Annotated in this window: 12 protein-coding genes; 3 read left to right on the top strand and 9 right to left on the bottom strand. The window is 75.1% G+C overall.

The features are described 5' to 3' along the window. Positions 1 to 32: 32 nt before the first annotated feature. The 4 genes from ACIGXE_RS23195 to ACIGXE_RS23180 all read right to left on the bottom strand — a co-directional run bounded on the left by ACIGXE_RS23195 (position 33) and on the right by ACIGXE_RS23180 (position 7,093). Complete coding sequence (locus ACIGXE_RS23195) at positions 33 to 2,285, bottom strand: ATP-binding cassette domain-containing protein (protein ID WP_399750301.1); 2,253 nt, start codon at positions 2,283 to 2,285, stop codon at positions 33 to 35. 120 nt (positions 2,286 to 2,405) lie between these two features. After that, complete coding sequence (locus ACIGXE_RS23190; RefSeq protein WP_399750298.1) at positions 2,406 to 3,170, bottom strand: NUDIX domain-containing protein; 765 nt, start codon at positions 3,168 to 3,170, stop codon at positions 2,406 to 2,408. A 142-nt stretch (positions 3,171 to 3,312) separates the two neighbouring features. Continuing rightward, positions 3,313 to 5,244, bottom strand: coding sequence for a glycogen debranching N-terminal domain-containing protein (locus ACIGXE_RS23185; protein ID WP_399750556.1), 1,932 nt, complete (start codon positions 5,242 to 5,244; stop codon positions 3,313 to 3,315). 340 nt (positions 5,245 to 5,584) lie between these two features. Further along, positions 5,585 to 7,093, bottom strand: a complete 1,509-nt coding sequence (locus tag ACIGXE_RS23180; protein WP_399750296.1) for a DUF4192 domain-containing protein — start codon at positions 7,091 to 7,093, stop codon at positions 5,585 to 5,587. A gap of 133 nt (positions 7,094 to 7,226) precedes the next feature. Between ACIGXE_RS23180 and ACIGXE_RS23175 the strand changes: the two genes are divergently transcribed. Together ACIGXE_RS23175 and ACIGXE_RS23170 are read left to right on the top strand one after the other, a co-directional pair. Beyond that, complete coding sequence (locus ACIGXE_RS23175) at positions 7,227 to 9,410, top strand: RecQ family ATP-dependent DNA helicase (RefSeq protein WP_399750293.1); 2,184 nt, start codon at positions 7,227 to 7,229, stop codon at positions 9,408 to 9,410. 216 nt (positions 9,411 to 9,626) lie between these two features. Continuing rightward, positions 9,627 to 10,253: a hypothetical protein gene (locus ACIGXE_RS23170; protein ID WP_399750291.1), complete on the top strand. Its 627-nt coding sequence runs from the start codon at positions 9,627 to 9,629 to the stop codon at positions 10,251 to 10,253. A gap of 94 nt (positions 10,254 to 10,347) precedes the next feature. On the opposite strand, the gene ACIGXE_RS23165 is transcribed toward ACIGXE_RS23170, so the two are convergent. From ACIGXE_RS23165 to ACIGXE_RS23155, 3 genes are all read right to left on the bottom strand, one after another. Then, positions 10,348 to 10,977: a hypothetical protein gene (locus ACIGXE_RS23165; protein ID WP_399750289.1), complete on the bottom strand. Its 630-nt coding sequence runs from the start codon at positions 10,975 to 10,977 to the stop codon at positions 10,348 to 10,350. A 128-nt stretch (positions 10,978 to 11,105) separates the two neighbouring features. Then, positions 11,106 to 11,816, bottom strand: coding sequence for a ribonuclease HII (locus ACIGXE_RS23160; protein ID WP_399750287.1), 711 nt, complete (start codon positions 11,814 to 11,816; stop codon positions 11,106 to 11,108). 152 nt (positions 11,817 to 11,968) lie between these two features. Further along, complete coding sequence (locus tag ACIGXE_RS23155; protein ID WP_399750285.1) at positions 11,969 to 12,586, bottom strand: TetR/AcrR family transcriptional regulator; 618 nt, start codon at positions 12,584 to 12,586, stop codon at positions 11,969 to 11,971. A gap of 134 nt (positions 12,587 to 12,720) precedes the next feature. Here ACIGXE_RS23155 and ACIGXE_RS23150 point away from each other — a divergent pair, with 134 nt between their 5' ends. Next, positions 12,721 to 14,274: an MFS transporter gene (locus ACIGXE_RS23150; RefSeq protein ID WP_399750282.1), complete on the top strand. Its 1,554-nt coding sequence runs from the start codon at positions 12,721 to 12,723 to the stop codon at positions 14,272 to 14,274. A gap of 71 nt (positions 14,275 to 14,345) precedes the next feature. On the opposite strand, the gene ACIGXE_RS23145 is transcribed toward ACIGXE_RS23150, so the two are convergent. Then, on the bottom strand, positions 14,346 to 16,403 hold the full coding sequence (locus tag ACIGXE_RS23145; protein ID WP_399750279.1) for a DUF4153 domain-containing protein: 2,058 nt from the start codon (positions 16,401 to 16,403) through the stop codon (positions 14,346 to 14,348). A gap of 231 nt (positions 16,404 to 16,634) precedes the next feature. After that, entirely contained in the window at positions 16,635 to 17,546 is a 912-nt protein-coding gene (locus ACIGXE_RS23140; RefSeq protein ID WP_399750276.1) for an ADP-ribosylglycohydrolase family protein, read from the bottom strand. Between the last annotated feature and the right edge of the window lie 4 nt (positions 17,547 to 17,550).

Here is a 17,550-nt window from a genome sequence, read left to right as displayed (position 1 = left end):
CCGCCAAGCGAAACCTTTCGATCCAAACATGATCACCAACGCGCTCTGCTGTGGCGGCCGGTGAGCACATAGGCGCAGAGCAGGACCGTCAACGTCAGGGTCAGAGCCACCCCCACGGGCTGTCCGACCACCCTCAGCGCCCCCAGCAGCCACCGGTCGGCGGCGGACGCCCACTCGGCGCGGGCGAACTCGCGGAGGCGGGCCGGAAGTCCGGTGACGGACCGGCGGGGCGCCCCGGCCAGGACGCGCTGCAGCGGCGGCGCGAACAGCACCGGCACGGCGAGGACCGCGGCCACTCCCGCGGCCGCCGCCCGGAAGACCCCCGCGCCGAGCACTCCGGCCCAGGCACACCCGACCACCAGGCCGAACCAATTGGCACACAGCGTGGACCAGTTCTCCGGTACGGGGATCAACTCGTCGCCGCAGACGAGCCGCAGGGCCTCCAGGTCGGCCACGACGACCAGCACCGCGAGGACCGCCCCGACGGCCGCGGCGACCGCGAGCTTGGCGAGCAGCAGGCCGAGACGGCGGGGGACGGCGCCGCGCCCGGTGGTCAGGGCGGGGTAGCGGTACTCCTCACCGAAGGAGAAGGCGCCGAGGAGCCCGGCCCCGACGGCCGCGGGCGGCAGCGGGGAGATCCCCGGCCAGCCGGCCAGAAGGGCGGGCAAGGGCGTGCGCCCACCGCGCGCGAGCAGCACGGCGAGCGTCACGGACACCAGCAGCACGCCCACGAAGACGAGCGGCGTCGACGGCACACCGAGCAGCCTGCGGATCTCGTAGCGCAGGGGACGCAGCGGGGAACGGCACGGCGCCCGCCGCGCCCGGGCAGCGCGGGCGACGGGCCGCTCAGGCACCGCTCGCCCGCCGGAGGGCGTGCCTCCGGCGGCGAAGTCCTCACCGGCCCGCCCCTTCCTGGGCCACTTCTTCCAAGCCGGCTTCTTCCCGGCCGGCGCCTCGTCGCCGTGCCACTCCTCGGCCGGGTCGTGCCCGGCAGGGCGGTGGCCGGCGGGGCGGTGGCCGGACGGGCGCACGGCTGCGTGACGGGAGACGGGCACCTCGGCGGCTGCGGTGGCAGGGGTAGCGGGGGTGGAGGGGATCGAGGGGATCGAGGGGGTGGAGGGGGTCGAGGGGGCGAAGGGGGTGGCCCGGGCGGAGGCAGTCGCCGCGGAGGCGGTCCCGGCGGAGGCTGTCCCGGCGGAGGCTGTCCCGGTTGAGGCTGGCCCGGTGGAAGCGGGGAGGGCGAAGTCGGCGAAGGTGGGGTGCGTACGGCCCGCGAGGTGGGGATACGCACCGCCCGCGAGGGCGGGCCTCGCACGGCCGCCCCTCGCACCGCCCACGTCCCCGCTCCCGCCCGCGCCCCCGGTGCCGACCACGCTCCCGGGCCCGCCCGAGCCGCCGGCGCCACCCGTGTCGCCGGCGGCGCCGACCTCGTCGGCGAGTTGGTGGATGAGGACGCCGTTGCGGAAGGCGCTCTCGCCGACGGTCGCGCAGTCGCTGCCGTACACCGAGAGGCGGTTGCCGCCCTCCGTCACCACCTCCACCGGGCGGCGGGCGGCACGGGCCTCCTGAACGAGGACCGCGGCGAGCCGGGCGGCGTGCGGAGTGCGTACGGCGACCCGGGGGCGCAGCCGGGTGCGGGTGAAGTCGGCGGCGTCCTGGTCGGCGGCGAGCCGCCCGCCGTCGAGGGTGACGACCCGGTCGGCGTTACGGGCGGCGTCCTTGGGATCGGCCGTGGTGTAGAGGACGGTGCCGCCCTCGTCGGCGTGGGCGCGCAGGAGTTCGTGGAGCCAGGCGCTCTCGCGTACGGAGAGTCCGGCGCCGGGCTCGTCGAGGAGGAGGGTGTGCGGATCGCCCAACAGGGCGGAGGCGAGGCCCAGTCGGCGGTCCATGCCACGGGACAGGGTGCCGATGCGCTGGTCGTGGATCCCGGTGAGCCCCACCGCCTGGAGCATGTCGTCGGCGCGGGTGCCGGGGACGCCTGCGGCGGCGCAGAGCATGCGCAGCTGGCTGCGCAGGGTGCGGGAGGGGTGGCCGGGGACGTCGCCGAGGAGGACGCCGACCTCGCGGGCGGGGTGGGCGACGCGGTGCAGCGGGCGGCCCCGGAAGTAGGTGACGCCACGGCCCGGTTCGAGCTGCAGCATGAGCCGCAGGGTGGTGGTCTTTCCGGCGCCGGCGGGCCCGAGCAGGGCGGTGACGGTGCCTGGCCGGGCCTCGAAGGAGAGATCGTCCACGGCGGGCGGAAGATCCCGGCGGGGGGTGCTGGTGAGTCCGATGGCCTGGAGCATCGCTTCTCTCGCGGGTAGGTGAGACCGCTCCGCGGCAGGGCGGCTGTCCCAGCAAGATAACGCCACATTTCGGACTTTTGGCGCAGGATTGGCGGCTCGGGGCGGCCGGACGACCGCCCGTCAGACCTCCGGGCGGAGCATCGGCGGGTTCAGCAGTGTGGCCCCACCAGCGCGGAACAGCTGGGCCGGGCGCCCGCCCTGGCGGGTCGTGGTGCCGCCGGCCGGTACGAGGAAGCCGGGCGTGCCGGTGACCTTGCGGTGGAAGTTGCGCGGATCCAGCGCCACGCCCCACACGGCCTCGTAGACCCGGCGGAGCTCGCCGACCGTGAACTCGGGCGGACAGAAGGCGGTGGCCAGGGAGGAGTACTCGATCTTGGAGCGGGCGCGCTCCACGCCGTCGCCCAGGATCCTGGCGTGGTCGAAGGCGAGCGGCGCCGGCGGCTCGCCCTCCGCCGCCGCGTCCTGCCCGAGCAGCTCCTCGACGGGTGCCCAGCGGGCGCTGTTGGCATCGCCGCCGGCCCGGGGTGCGGGCAGGTCGGGTGCGAGGGCGAGGTGAGCGACGCTGACCACCCGCATCCGCGGGTCGCGGTCGGGCGCCCCGTAGGTCGCCAGCTGTTCCAGGTGCGCGCCGTTGCCGGCTCCGAGCTCCGGATCGCCCGGGTCGTGGACGCAGAGCCCGGTCTCCTCGACGAGCTCGCGCGCGGCGGCGGTGTCGAGGTCCTCGTCGGCCCGGACGAAGCCGCCCGGCAGCGCCCAGCGGCCCTGGAACGGGGCCTCCCCCCGTTTCACGACCAGGGCGCACAGGGCGTGGCGCCGCACGGTGAGGACGACCAGATCGACGGTGACGGCGAAGGGCGGAAAGGCCGACGGGTCGTAGGGAGACATGCCCGCGATCATAGTCGTCTTCCTGACGATAAACACGCCTGCCGGAAGGATCCGGCACCACTTCTTCCCCGCCCCGCCCCTCCCCGTCCCCCTCTTCTTCCGCTCGGACTCGCTTTCCGCCGCGGAAACGCCCGAGGCGGGGTCAGAGCCCCAGCTGAAGACCCGGCGCGGCCTCCTCGACCATGCCGAGCCCGAGCCGGCCCACCCGCGCCGCGAACGGCTCGCCCGCGACCCGCAGCCCCGACAGGCGCACCTCGCCGAGCGGTGCCGACCGGAGCGGGCGCAGCGCCACCGTGCGACCGGGGGCGTCGGGCCGGACGCCGAGCACGGCGGTCAGCAGCTGCACCCCGGCCGCGGCGGCCACGGCAGCGGGCCGGCAGGCCGCGGGGTGCGGCACGGGCACGGTGCCGGCCGTCCGCCGCTCCCCCGCGTACATCTCGGGCAGCCGGTACTCGAAGGCCTCCGCGGCGTCGAGCGCTCCGCGCAGCAGCGCCGCCGCCTCGCTCTCGTGCCCCGCCGCGGCGAGCCCCGCGACGGCGACCGCCGTCTCGTGCACCCGGACCGCCCCCGACCGGTGCCCGAACGGGCTGTATCCGGGCTCCTTCTCCCCCAGGCCGCGCAGGCCCCAGCCGGAGTCGAGCCCCGGGGCCGCGAGCAACCGGGCCAGGCGCTCCGTCTGCGCCTTGTGCAGCAGTCCCGGCGCCTGGTGCCCGGCGGCGGTCAGCCCGGTGTCGAGGAGATGGGCGGCCCAGCCGCCCAGGTGGGGCAGCGGCCGGCCGTCCGCCGTGCGGGCCAGCACGGGCCGGCCACCGGAGGGGTCGTCGAGCCAGAACCTGCCGCGGAACCGCTCGCGCAGTCCCTGGGCCCACTCCCGCCACGCCTCGCCGCCCGGCCGCCCGCAGGCGTCGAGGAGATCGGCGCCGAGCACGGCCGCGCGGTGCGCGTGCGCCTGGGTCTCGGCCCGCGCCGGCCCGGCGGGCCACGGGTCCGGCACGAAGCCGCTGTCGTCGACGGCGCCGCGCAGCCAGTCGAGGCAGCGTTCGGCGACGGGGAGCAGGTCGGCCAGGTCCTGCTCCGGCAGGCCCCAACGCCGGGCCTCGGCGAGGACGGCGGGGAAGGCGAGGGTCGCCTCGATGCCGGTGCACCGGGGCGGGAGGTGCGGGCCGGCGTCCCTGAGCGGTCCGGGAATCCGCCCCGATTCGGTCCCCGCCCCCGCGAGTTGGGTGCGGGCGAGGGCCCGCAGGGTGGTCGCGGCGAGCCGGGTGCCGAGTGGAAGGGCCATGCGAGCGGCCCAGAGTGCCTCGGCGGTGACGGGTCCCGATCGCCAGGGCACTCCGGCGGCGAGGTGCACGTCGGCGGGGTGCGCGGGATCGCGCTGGAGGAGGGCGCGGAGATCGGCGACGGAGGCCCGGAGCAAGGGGCCGAGGCGCGGATCGTCCCCCTCGGCGACGGCGTCGGCAACGACATGCCCGCCGGGTCGGCCGTTGCTCGCGCCGAGCGGCCGCCCGGACCGCTCGCCACGGATCCGGAGGGTGAGGACGAAGCAGCCCCCCGGGGCCAGTTCGGCCTCCCACCGGAGGAGTCCGGCCGTCGCCAGCGCGTCAGTGGGCGGCGGGTCCGCCGAGACGGTGACGGCCACGCCGTCGGCGGCGGTCCAGCGCAGCCCGGTGCCGTGGACGCTCGCGGAGAGCTCCGCCGCGGGCCACCCGGCCGCCACCGGGCCCAGCTCCCCGAGATCCGTTCCCAGAGCGAGCTCCACCGGGAGCCGCAGCGGGCGGGCGACGGAGCTGCGCAGGGTGATCCGCTCGGTCCCGTCCGCCTCGCGCGACCGCTCGACGACGAGGCCTGGATCCGGGCCGGTGTCCCCGGGCACCCGCAGGACGCCCAGGAAGTCCGCCCGGTCCGCGCCGGTGGACCGGCTCCGGAGCGGGACGGGCTCGCGCCCGGCGACGCGCAGGAGGCAGCGGGAGAGAAGCCGGCGTCCGGCGAGGAAGACGCCTTCGAGGCCGGAGCCCGTGAGCTGTCCGTGCCGGGGGCTGACGGAGAGCGCGGGGAGAGCGACCCCGACGCACATGTCGTGCACGGCGGGGAGGTCACCGGGGCGAACGGGCCCGGCTCCCGGCCCCGGGGGCGGAGCTCCGTTGCGGGCGGGGTGTCCGGGTGCCTGGGTGGGGCTGGGGGCCATGACGGAAGTACGGCGCTCTCTGTGCGGTCCGGGCGACCCCGCCGGCCCCGAGGGCGATCCCCGTCGGGCCCGTGCGTGCGGCACCGACGGTCCGCGGGTCCGTCCGTGGGTCGGCGGTACGGCTCCTGCGGGACCGCCACAGACCTGAACGCCCCTACGGCCCGCGGGGTCACGGCCGACCGCACCCAGGCCCGCAGCATCCGGACACCCGGCGGGGCGTCGAGCCCCTTCATTCCCCGCTCCTCGCCCCACGCCGTCGCGTCCGCGTCCGCCGCGCCGCTGCCGCCCGGGGCGGCCTGGGTTCCGCGGCGGGCCGGCGGGTGGCCGTCACGCGCGCCGGGCTTCGGCCCGCGCCGGCGGCGCGCAGGCTCGCGTGGCGGGCGGTGCGGCGGGCGGCCCGGCGGGCCTGCTGTCGCGTTCGGGCCGGGGGTTCGCCTTGGACCGGGCGAGGGTCTTGGACGTCGGCCGTCGGGCTGCCGGGGGCGGGGGCCGGCTCCTGTCCCGAGGCGTGCTCGGCCGTGACGCGGGCGTCTCGTTCCTTGCGCAGACAGTCGCGCAAGGACTCCGGGTCCAGGCCCTCGTTGCACGCCTGATGGAGCAGTCGGGCGAACAGGTACTCGGGGTCGGCCTCCAGGGCGAGACCGAGGGCGACTCGGGCGGAGGGTTCGTCGCCGGTGGACCAGGCCACCCAGCCGGCGAGGGTGAGCGGGGCCGCCGCGTATTCCTGGTAGGGGGCGACGCACCGGCGGGACAGGGCGCGCCAGAGCCGTAGGGCCGGAAGGGCCTCGGGGCCCTCCATCCATTCGGCGGCCCGGTCGCGGGTCTCGCGGTCCTGCAGTCCGAGGATGACCGTGGCGGCCTCGTCGGGCGTGAGGAGCTCGTCGTCGCGGGCGTCGGCCGTCGCCGCGCCCGTCGCCGCCCCGCTCGCCAGGCCCGCGAGCCCGGCCGGAACGGCACTCCGGCCCGCGTCCGGGTCCGTCGCCGGGCGCTCCGCCGGGCGCGAGAACCGCTCGATGAGGCGGCGGACGACGGCCAGGGTGGTCTCGCGCGTCTCCTGCCGCCCCAGGGCGCCCGTCGGCGTGGCCAGCAGGCGGGGCACGACGACCGTGGCGGCCTCGTCGAGGGCGGCGCGCTGCACCGCGTCGCCGTCCGATCCCTGCGGCTTCAGCCGGGCCTCCATGTCCTTGAGCGTGCCGCGTACCTGGATGCCGGCGTAGGCGGCGGACGCCGCCATCACCGACGTACCGGAGAGGGCGAGCGGTGTCCCGTCGGGCGGGCAGCAGCGGGCGTCGGGGCAGCAGTACGAGAAGTAGAGGCCGTCGGAGATGCAGAGGGCTTCGAGGACGGGGATGTCGAGCGCGCCGCAGGCGGTGCGCAGGCGCTGGGCGAAGGGGCGCAGCCGCTCCATCACCCGTCGGCCGGTCTCGCCGGGCGCGGGTTCCTGGCAGAGGAAGACGACGATGGCGTCGGGGCGGTCGCCGCGCCGGGCGCTGCCCTCGACGAGGCATTCGGCCAGGTGGTCGGCGGTGGCGGACCATTCGCGCGGTGATCCGGGGATGCCGACCCTGACCCGGCCGCCGAACCGTCCGCGCTCGCCGTGCAGCGCGACGAGGACGACGGAGTCGCTGGGATGGAAGCCGAGCATGAACGGCAGGGCGTCGGCCAGCTCGGCCGGTCCGCGCAGGGTGATCTGCCGGCTCGTGGACGGTGCGTGGGATTCGTGGTGGTTCGCGTTCATGGTCACGACGGTCCCGCGAGCCCCGCCGATCGCGAAACCCCTGTGGATAACTCCGGCCGGACGGCCCGGGAAGTTGTCCACAGGCTTCGCGGCTCGTTCGCGCATTGTCGGACCGATCGGGTTGCATGGAGGCATGACCAACGCAGACCGCCCCGAGGACCGCGCCGCGCTGCGCGCGGCCGCCGACGCCGTGCTCGCCCGTCTCGTCTCGGACCCGACGGGTGCCGCGAGACTGCGCGAGGACCAGTGGCGCGCCATCGAGGCCCTGGTCGCGGACCGGCGCCGGGCGCTGGTCGTGCAGCGGACGGGCTGGGGCAAGTCGGCGGTGTACTTCGTGGCGACCTCGCTGCTGCGCGAGCGCGGCGCGGGTCCGACCGTGATCGTCTCGCCGCTGCTCGCGCTGATGCGCAACCAGGTGGACGCGGCCGCGCGGGCGGGCATCCGCGCCCGCACGATCAACTCGTCGAACACCGAGGAGTGGGACACCGTCCAGCAGGAGGTCGCGGCCGGCGAGGTCGACGTGCTGCTGGTCAGCCCCGAGCGGCTCAACAACCCGGACTTCCGGGACCAGGTGCTGCCGCGCCTCGCGGCGGCGACGGGGCTGCTCGTCGTCGACGAGGCGCATTGCATCTCCGACTGGGGCCACGACTTCCGGCCCGACTACCGGCGGCTCCGCACGATGCTCGCGGACCTGCCGAGCGGGGTGCCGGTGCTGGCGACGACGGCCACGGCCAACGCCCGGGTGACCGCGGACGTCGCCGAGCAGCTGGGGACCGGCACGGACACGGACGCGCTGGTGCTGCGCGGGCCGCTGGACCGCGAGAGCCTCAGCCTCGGCGTGGTGCGGCTGCCGGACGCGGCGCACCGGCTGGCCTGGCTGGCCGACCACCTCGGCGAGCTGCCCGGCTCGGGGATCGTCTACACGCTGACGGTGGCGGCGGCCGAGGAGGTGACCGCCCATCTGCGCCAGTGCGGGTACGCGGTCGCCTCGTACACGGGCCGGACGGAGAACGCCGACCGGCAGCAGGCCGAGGACGATCTGCTCGCCAACCGCGTCAAGGCTCTCGTCGCGACCTCGGCGCTCGGCATGGGCTTCGACAAGCCCGACCTGGGCTTCGTGGTGCACCTCGGTTCGCCCTCCTCCCCCATCGCCTACTACCAGCAGGTGGGGCGGGCCGGGCGCGGTGTGGAGCACGCGGAGGTGCTTCTGCTGCCCGGCAAGGAGGACGAGGCGATCTGGCAGTACTTCGCCTCGGTGGCCTTCCCGCCGGAGGAGCAGGTGCGGCGCACCCTGGACGTCCTCGCCCAGGCGGGCCGACCGCTGTCGCTGCCCGCTCTCGAACCGCTGGTCGAGCTGCGCAGGACACGCCTGGAGACGATGCTGAAGGTCCTCGACGTGGACGGGGCTGTCAAGCGGGTCAAGGGCGGCTGGGAGAGCACGGGGCGGCCCTGGGTCTACGACACGGAGCGGTACGCGTGGGTGGCCCGGCAGCGGGAGGCCGAGCAGCAGGCCATGCGGGAGTACGCGGCGACGGACGGCTGCCGGATGGAGTTCCTGCGCCGTCAGCTGGACGACGAGGCGGCGGCCCCGTGCGGGCGGTGTGACAACTGCGCGGGCGTCAGGTTCGACCCGAAGGTCTCGGACGCGGCGCTCGACACCGCCCGCGGCGAGCTGGGCCGGGCCGGTGTGGAGGTGGAGCCGCGCAAGATGTGGCCGACCGGACTCGCCGCGGTCGGCGTGGATCTGAAGGGGCGTATCCCGGCGGGCGAGCAGGCGTACGCGGGCCGCGCGCTCGGCCGGCTCTCGGACATCGGCTGGGGCAACCGCCTGCGTCCGATGCTCGCCGAGTCCGCTCCGGACGGGGAGGTGCCGGACGACGTCGTGCAGGCGGTGGTGCGGGTGCTCGCCGACTGGGCGAAGGGGCCCGGGGGTTGGGCGTCGGGCGCGGCGGACGCCCCGCCCCGGCCGGCCGGCGTGGTGACGGTCGCCTCGCACCGCAAGCCGCGGCTCGTGGGCTCGCTCGGCCACCGGATCGCCGAGATCGGGCGGATGCCGCTGCTCGGCTCGGTCGAGTACGCGCCGGAGGCGGAGGACCTGCGGATCTCGCGGACGAACAGCGCGCAGCGGGTGGTCGGTCTGCAGCGGGCGCTGGTCGTCCCGGCCGGACTGACGGAGCGTCTGGCCTCGGCGGGAGGACCGGTCCTGCTCGTGGACGATCTCGCCGACAGCGGCTGGACGTTGGCGGTGGCGGCGCGGCTGCTGCGACGGGCGGGGGCGGAGGGAGTGTTCCCACTGGTGCTCGCTGTCCAGGCATGAAACGGCGAGTGAAGAATAGGTAACTGGGCAGGGATATGAGAGGCATACCGGATGATTCCAGTCAGCGGCCTCAATTGCTCGTTGCCGCCCGCGCACGGGCCAGGAAGAATTGGGAATCCGCCCCGCACGGCCCGAACGCGGTCCGGTTGGACCGTGCCGTGGTGCGCCCTCACCCGACCCTGCCCGCGGAGCGGGCGCGTCTCCGAAGGGAGGATCGTGACCCTCGGATTCGCTCCGTCCTCATCCGCTCCTGCCGCATCGTCGTCCGGGTCGGCCAGCCGCCTCGCTCGGATGCTCGAACCGGCCGAGTGGGCAGCCGCCGGAATCCCCTTGCTGCGCAGTCCCCGTGAGGTCGTCAGCGGCCTGCACTCCCGTCACAGGCCGACGCCCTCGACGGCGGTGGTGGCCGTCCTCGACCACGAGGAACGGCTCGCCGCCAGCGCCTCGTTCCTCCGTCGGCCCACTCCGGCGGACGGCTGGGAGTTCCGCAACGCGCTGCTCGCCCATCTGCGCCGGGTCCTGCCGCACGACCTGCGCCGGCGGACGCCCGTGCGCACGGCCGTGCTGCTCTACTGCCGCGAGGGCGACGAGCGCTGGACCGAGGAGGACGGGGCCTGGATGTGGGGGCTGCGGGACGCCTGCACGCTCCACGGGCTGCGCTGCGGCGCGTACATCACGCTGACCTCGGGCGGCTGGCAGGTGCTGGGCGAGGGCCGGGGCGGGCGCAGTCCCAGTTCCGACTCGCCCCCGACGCCGCTGGGCGAGGACTCCGCGCTCGACCGGCTGGTGCCGCGGATCGCGAGCGGTGCCCCCGAGCCCCTGCGGCGGGCCGCCGCCCGCTGAGCGGAGATCCGGGGGCGCCCGGAGCCGGAGCGGTCAGCAGTGGCGGACGGCCACCCGGCCGCCCGTCGGGCGGCCGGGGTGTGGACCGGTGGGATCAGACGCCGGCGCCGAGCACGGCGTCGACGCGCTGCGGATCGCCGCAGACGATCAGCAGAGCGGTCGCCCGGGTCAGCGCCTCGGGCAGCCGGCGCGCGACGTCCTCGTCGGAGCCGCCGTTGACCGCGACGACCACCACGGGCCGGGCGGTGGCCCGGGTCACGGCGGCGGCGTCCGCGAAGAACACGTCCTCGCGGGCGTCCTGCTGCGCCCAGTAGGCGGCCTCGCCGAAGGACAGCTCGTGCGCCGCCCACGGGTGCTGCTCACCGGTGGTGAGCACGAGGACGTCGCCGGGGGCGCGTCCGGACTCCAGGAGCAGGTCCACGGCCTCCTCGGCGGCGTCGATCGCGCCGTCGGCGGGGGCGGGGATCAGTTGGATCTGCGGGCCGGACCGTTCGTCGGAACGATTCTCCGCCGGGGCGGCGGGGGCCGCTCCGGCAACGGGCGGGCGCGGCCCCGGCGGTGCGGGCCTGGCCGGACCGGGGCCCGGACGCCCGGGACGCGGGGAGGCCGCGGAACGCGGGCCGGGTACGGGTCGAGGGGTCGGCACGGGGCGGCCGGCGGCCGCGGTCGCGCGGGGACCCTGGGCACTCTCGTGAATCTGAGGCTCCTCGGGGATGAGAGGCATGGGTGGATGTCTATCAAACGCCGTCGCGCGGGGCTCCGGCGGGTGGGCACACAGGCGTGCCCCGGCTGCTGAAAGGGCTCTGCCGGAAGGTTCCCTAGGGGTCCGCCGGAGAATCCAGAAGCCGGAAGTCAGAAGTCGAAGCCGAGTTGGCCCCCGCTTTCCAGTGCGGCCGCCTCGGCGGAGATGCGGACCTTCTTGAGATGCCGCCAGCGGGGCATCGCGTCGAGGTAGGCCCAGGAGAGCCGGTGCTGCGGGCTGGGCCCGAGCTCCTGCAGCGCCGCCTTGTGGACCGGCGAAGGGTAGCCCGCGTTGGCCGCGAAGGCGTACGGGACGTATGTCTCCGCCTCGGCCTCCAGCTCGGCCATCAGCGCGTCGCGCCGGACCTTGGCGATCACGGAGGCGGCGGCGACGGCGACGCAGGACTGGTCACCCTTGATCACCGTACGGACCTGCCAAGGACCGCCCAGGTAGTCGTGCTTGCCGTCGAGGATCACGGCGTCGGGACGGACCGGCAGGCCCTCCAGGGCGCGGACCGCGGCCAGCCGCAGCGCCGCGGTCATCCCGAGCTCGTCTATCTCGGCGGGCGAGGCGTCGCCCAGCGCGTACGCCGTGACCCACTGCTCGAGCTCCGCGGCGAGCGTCGTACGGCGCTTCGGCGTGATCAGCTTGGAGTCGGTGAGTCCGGTGGGCGGGCGGCGCAGGCCGGTGACGGCGGCGCACACCGTGACGGGACCGGCCCATGCCCCGCGTCCGACCTCGTCGATCCCGGCGATGATCTTGGCGCCGGTGGTGGCTCGGATCGAGCGCTCGACACTGTGGGTGGGTGGTTCGTACGGCATGGCGCCCTCAGGTTACGCCGCGGAATACCTCCCTCGGTACCCGGATTCCACGTGATGATCCACTCCAGGCCGAAAGACCCCCCGCCCACGCGCCCTCTTCGCCGCCCCTTCCCTCCGCCCTCGGTCCGCGCCCGGCCGCCCCGCCCGCCCGGCTACCGCCGCAGCAGGGGCACCATGACCAGGTCGATCATCTCGGCAAGCTCGGCGTCGTCCCATTCGCTGCCGCACACCTTGGCGCGGTACATCATCATCGCCGGGATCACGTCGTAGACCACCTCGTGGGCGGCCTCCTCACGCACCTCGCCCCGGGCGATGCCGCGCCCCACCACCTCGCGCAGCAGTCGCTGCGAGGGCTCGATCACTCCCTTGAGGATCAGCTCGTGGAAGCGTTCGGCCGACTCGTTGTCGCATTCGTGAAGAACGGACCGGAGGGCGTAGCCGGGCTTCGAGTACATCGCGGCCCGCACCCGTCGGCACAGCTCGTACAGGTCCTCGCGCACGCCGCCGTGGTCCGGTGTCTCGTCGAGGGCGGGGAGCCCCGTCCTGAGCGCGTCCGCGACCAGATCTTCTTTGGACGGCCACCGGCGGTACACCGCGGCCTTGCCCGTCTGCGCGCCGACGGCGACACCCTCCATGGTCAGACCGTTCCAGCCGACGGTGCTGAGCTGCTCGAGAGCGGCTTCCAGAATGGCGCGTTCCAGTACCGGACCGCGCCGCCGCGGCGTCGCCCCGTGCGGCCGAGCGGCGGCCTCGGAGTGCGAAGTGCCCATCGCTACCTCTCTGTTGAGATCGATCGGATCGTCCGGCGGTGCTCAGTGAACGGTTGCGTTCCTTGAGGGGGAGTCACTACCGTGGACGACAGTGAACGAGTGCGTTCACTAAATTCTTCCGTGGGGGATACATAGTGACAACATCGCCGGTGGACACCCAGACCGATCCCGGGACCGCCCGGTATCCGAATCGGCCGGGAATCGCCCTCGCCGTCATCGCCGCCTGCCAGTTGATGGTCGTTCTGGACGCCACGATCGTGAACATCGCGCTTCCGCACATCCAGGAGGCGCTCTCCTTCTCGACGACCGACCTGTCCTGGGTGCTCAGCGCGTACACGCTGACCTTCGGCGGGCTGCTGCTGCTCGGCGGCCGGGCCGGCGACATCCTCGGGCGTCGCCGGGTGTTCCTGACCGGCATCCTGCTCTTCACCCTCGCCTCCCTGCTGGGCGGCTTCGCGCAGGAGCCGTGGCAGCTCCTCGCCGCGCGCGCCCTCCAGGGCGCCGGCGGTGCCATCGCCTCGCCCACCTCGCTCGCCCTGATCACCACGACGTTCCCCGAGGGCCCCGAGCGCAACCGCGCGTTCGGCGTCTTCGCGGCGGTCTCGGCCGGTGGCGGCGCGATCGGTCTGCTCGCGGGCGGCATGCTCACCGAGTGGCTCGACTGGCGCTGGGTGTTCTTCGTGAACGTGCCGATCGGCCTGCTCATCGCCTTCCTGACACCCCGTTTCATCAACGAGTCCGAGCGGCACCCGGGCCGCTTCGACCTCGCGGGCGCGCTCTCCTCCACGCTCGGCATGGCCGCGCTGGTGTACGGCTTCATCCGCGCCTCCGAGGAGGGCTGGAAGGACTCGCTGACCATCGGCTCGTTCATCGCCGCGGTGGTCCTGCTCGCCGCCTTCGCCGTCGTCGAGTCGCGGGCGCGCGAACCCATCACGCCGCTGCGGATGTTCGCGGACCGCAACCGCTCGGGCACGTACGTGATCATGCTCAGCCTGGCCGCCGCCATGTTCGGCATGTTCTTCTTCATCGTCCTCTTCGTGCAGAACGTGCTGGGCTACAGCCCGATCCGCGCCGGACTCGCCTTCCTTCCGGTCACGCTCGCGATCGGCGTCGGCGCCGGACTCGCCCAGCGGCTGCTGCCCGTCCTCGGCCCGAAGCCGTTCATGGTGACGGGCGCGGCGCTCACCGGGACCGGCCTGTTCTGGCTGACCTTCATCGGGCCGGACAGCTCCTATCTGACCGGCGTGCTCGGTCCGATGGTGACCTTCGGCTTCGGCATGGGCCTCAACTTCGTGACGCTCACGCTGACCGCGGTCTCCGGAGTCGCCCAGCACGAGGCCGGCGCCGCCTCGGGCCTGCTCAACGCCACCCAGCAGGTGGGCGGTTCGCTCGGTCTGTCGATCCTGGTCACGGTCTTCGGCACGGCGAGCAAGGACGAGGGCAAGCGGCAGGTCCCGGACTTCCTCGCCCACGCGACCCCGGAGCAGCAGGCGGCGTTCCTCAAGGACAAGCAGCTGCCGGCGCCGTGGTCCCACGACGTGCTGACGGCCGGCATATCCAGCGCGTTCACCGCCGCCGTCGTCATGGCGCTGATCGCGCTCGTCACGGCCGTGACCGTCATCCGGGTCCGCAAGAGCGACCTGGAGGCCCTCAGCGGCAGGGCGGAGGCCGCCGGGCCGGTCGCCTGACACACGCGGACGGCGTGCTCCCTTCCCGTACGGGAAGGGAGCACGCCGTCCGCTGTGCCGGGCCGGGCGGATCAGGGGGCGTACGGGTCCGGGTACGGATCCGCGTCCGGGTCGTAGTCCTCGTCACGGGTGGCGCCGCGGCACGAGGCCGCGCGGCTCACGCCCCGCTCGGCCAGGATGTCCCTGGCCCGGGCCTCGGACAGGCTCGTCTCGTACCAGCTCTCCTCGGGCTCCTCCTGGAGGTGCTCGGCGACGTCCCGGAGGGCGCAGGAGCGCAGCGGCTCGGGCAGCCGGTCGAGGGCGGGTACGGCGTCGGCCGACAGGCCCCGCAGATAGCGGACGTCGATCTTGTCGAGCCGCTCGTAACGCTCGACGTTCTGCTGCGCGATGACCGCGTCCGGCCGGATCACGCCGAAGGCGAGGACGAACCCGGCGGCGCTCACCGCGAGGGCCCGGGGCAGCATGCGGGCGCCCCAGATGCCGGCGGCCATGATCAGCAGGATCGTCACGCCGAGCCAGAGCTCCATGGTGAGGACGGAGATCCGCAGCCGGGTGAGCCCGTACGCGTCCACGTACAGGTCCATCCGGCGCAGGGCCGAGGCGACCACGACCAGGGTGAGGACGCACAGGGTGCCGAGCACCGACCGGACCAGCCGCCGGTCGCCGGCGCCGTCACGCGGCGCCCAGCGGAGCGCCAGGCCGATCACGACGAGGGTGAGCAGCGTGGCCCACAGCAGCTGCCAGAAGCCCTGCCGGGCGTACTCGGAGTAGGTGAGCCCGGTCTCGCGGAGCACCTTGTCGTAGCCGCCGAAGAGCACGGCGAGCTGGATCGCGTTGAAGGCCGCGAAGAGCAGGTTCAGGACGATCAGCGGGAGCGCCCACTCGAACCGGCCGCGGGCCCGGCCGGGGCTGAAGGTCAGCCGGTCCCAGCGCAGCGGGGCCGCGCCGGTGCGGGCGACGGCGAGGGCGCCGAACAGGCCGAGGAGGAAGCAGAGCACCCGCCAGGGCGCCTGCTCGAGCGAGATGTCGGGCATGAGCGAGCCGAGCAGGTCGGCGAAGGCGGCGTCGGCCCCGGCGAACAGCGCGCCGAAGACGACCAGCAGGCCGAAGGCGATCAGCAGGGTCCGCAGCACCGGCACCAGGCGTCCCTGTGAACCGCTCGCCCGCTCGCGCACGCCGCGCCACGTCCACGCCATGCCGGTGCCGACGGAGTCGAAGAGGCCGAGCGGTCCGAGCAGCATGCTCGGCCAGCCCCGGCCGCCGTGCAGGGCGTAGCCGGTGAGCCCCAGGGCGGCGACGATCGCGAGGAAGGTCGGCCAGCCCGCGTCGCTCAGCGCGGGTACGACGAGCAGGCCCCCGCCGCCGATCGCCCAGACCAGTGTCCAGGGGCGCAGCCGGCGGCCGGCCGCACGGGCGGCGAAGGCGCCGGCGAGGGTCGCGGGCACGGCGACGAGCAGCAGGTTCACGCCGGCGCCCGCACCGATGAAGAGCGCGGCGAACAGCGCGGTGGCCAGGATCGCCCAGAGGGTCGCGACGGTCGGGCGGGCCGGCTCCGCGGGCCGCAGCTTGCTCGGCGCCGGCTTCCGCGGCGGCCCCCAGGCCTGGTACGGCGGATAGGTTCCCGGCCCGTACGGCCCGGGAGCCCTCCCGCCGGGAGCGGGTCGCCAACCGGCCGGCCCGGCGAACCCGCCCGCCGCGGCGGCGGGCTGCCCGGCGGCTGACGTCACGCCCTGTGGACCGGCGGCTGACGTCACGCCCTGTGGACCGGCGGGCCCGCCGGCGGCAGCCGCCGCAGTGGCCGCCGGTCCTACGGGCGGCTGCCCGGCCGCGGTCGGCGGCGTGGTGGGCGTCGCCGCTGCGGGCTTCTCGGTGGGCGACGCGCCTGCGGCCGGCTCCTCGGTGGGCGACGCGGCCGAGGCCGGCTTCTCGGTGGGCGACGCGGCCGAGGCCGGCGGCTTCGGCGATTCGGCCTGCTCGCTCGAGGCGCCGCCGGCGCTGCCGTTCGCGGCGTCGCCGACGGCGGCCCTGGGTTCGGCGCCGTCCTGCGGTGACGCGCCTCCCTGCGGTGACGCGCCTCCCTGCGGCGGCGGGCTGTCCTTCGGCGGCTCTGCGGATGGTGTGTCGGTCACGGGACCCCCTCCCGGCCCGGTCCGCGCGGCCTTACGGCCGAAGGCGGCGGTCCCGGGTGTCTCGTCGGCACGCTGTTGTCATGATCAGCGCTGGGAGTGGCCGACTCTAACCGCGGTACCCCCAGGTGAACCGGCCCGGCCGCAGCTGTGGCAGGACCGTGACACTCGGCCCGTCCTGCCGACGCCCGGGTCCCGAGGGCGCCGGGGGCGCGGGCGCCACTGGTGGTACGCCTAGGAGTGGGCCGCGGCGGGCACCCAGTCGGGCAGCTCCTCGGTCTGCTCCAGCCACGCGGCCGGCGGGGCACCGGCCGAACCGGCGGCGACGACGCCACCGGCGATGGCGCAGGTGGTGTCCACGTCACCGCCCACGCCCGCGGTCGTCCAGAACATGCGCTCGAAGTCGCCGAGGGACCGGGCCGCGGACCAGAGCGCGAACGGCACGGTGTCGTGCGCGCTGGTGCGCCGGCCGCTGCCGAGGACCGCCGCGACCGTCCCGGCGTCGCCGTAGTCGAGCATGTCGCGGGCCCGGCGCAGCCCGGCCCCGACCGCGCTGCGCGGGATGAGCGCCACGACTCCGTCGAGCAGCGCCTCGGGCGTCGGCGGTCCGGCCGGGTCCGCGACGAGCGCGGCCGCGGCGGCGACGGCCATCGCCCCGACCACGGCCTCGCGGTGCTGGTGGGTCGTGTACGCGGAGATCTCGGCCTGATGGGTCGCCTGTTCGGGATCGTCGGCGTACCAGGCGCCGAGCGGCGCGATCCGCATGGCGGCACCGTTGCCCCACGAGCCCTGTCCGTTGAAGAGCTCTGCCGCGAGCTGCCGCCAGTCCCCTCCCTCGCGGATGAGCCGGAGCATCCGGTTGACGGCGGGGCCGTAGCCGCGGTCGAAGTCGTGGTGCCGGGCGAAGGACTGGGCGAGCGCGTCCTGGTCGATGCGGCCGTGGGAGACGAGCACGGCGAGGACCGAGCAGGCCATCTCCGTGTCGTCGGTCCACTGCCAGGGACCGGTCGGCGGCTCGTGCCGCTTCAGCAGGGGGTAGTTGGCGGGGACGAAGTACTGGGAGCCCAGGGCGTCTCCCACGGCCAGCCCGCGCAGGCTGGCCAGGGCGCGGTCGAAGCGCCGGTCGAGAGAGGAGTCAGCGGTCATCGCC

This window comes from Streptomyces sp. NPDC053431 (assembly GCF_044544925.1).
In the GTDB taxonomy this organism is placed as follows: domain Bacteria; phylum Actinomycetota; class Actinomycetes; order Streptomycetales; family Streptomycetaceae; genus Streptomyces.
Note: the sequence above shows the minus strand (reverse complement) of the source record. Positions and strands in the feature narration are given on the sequence as shown.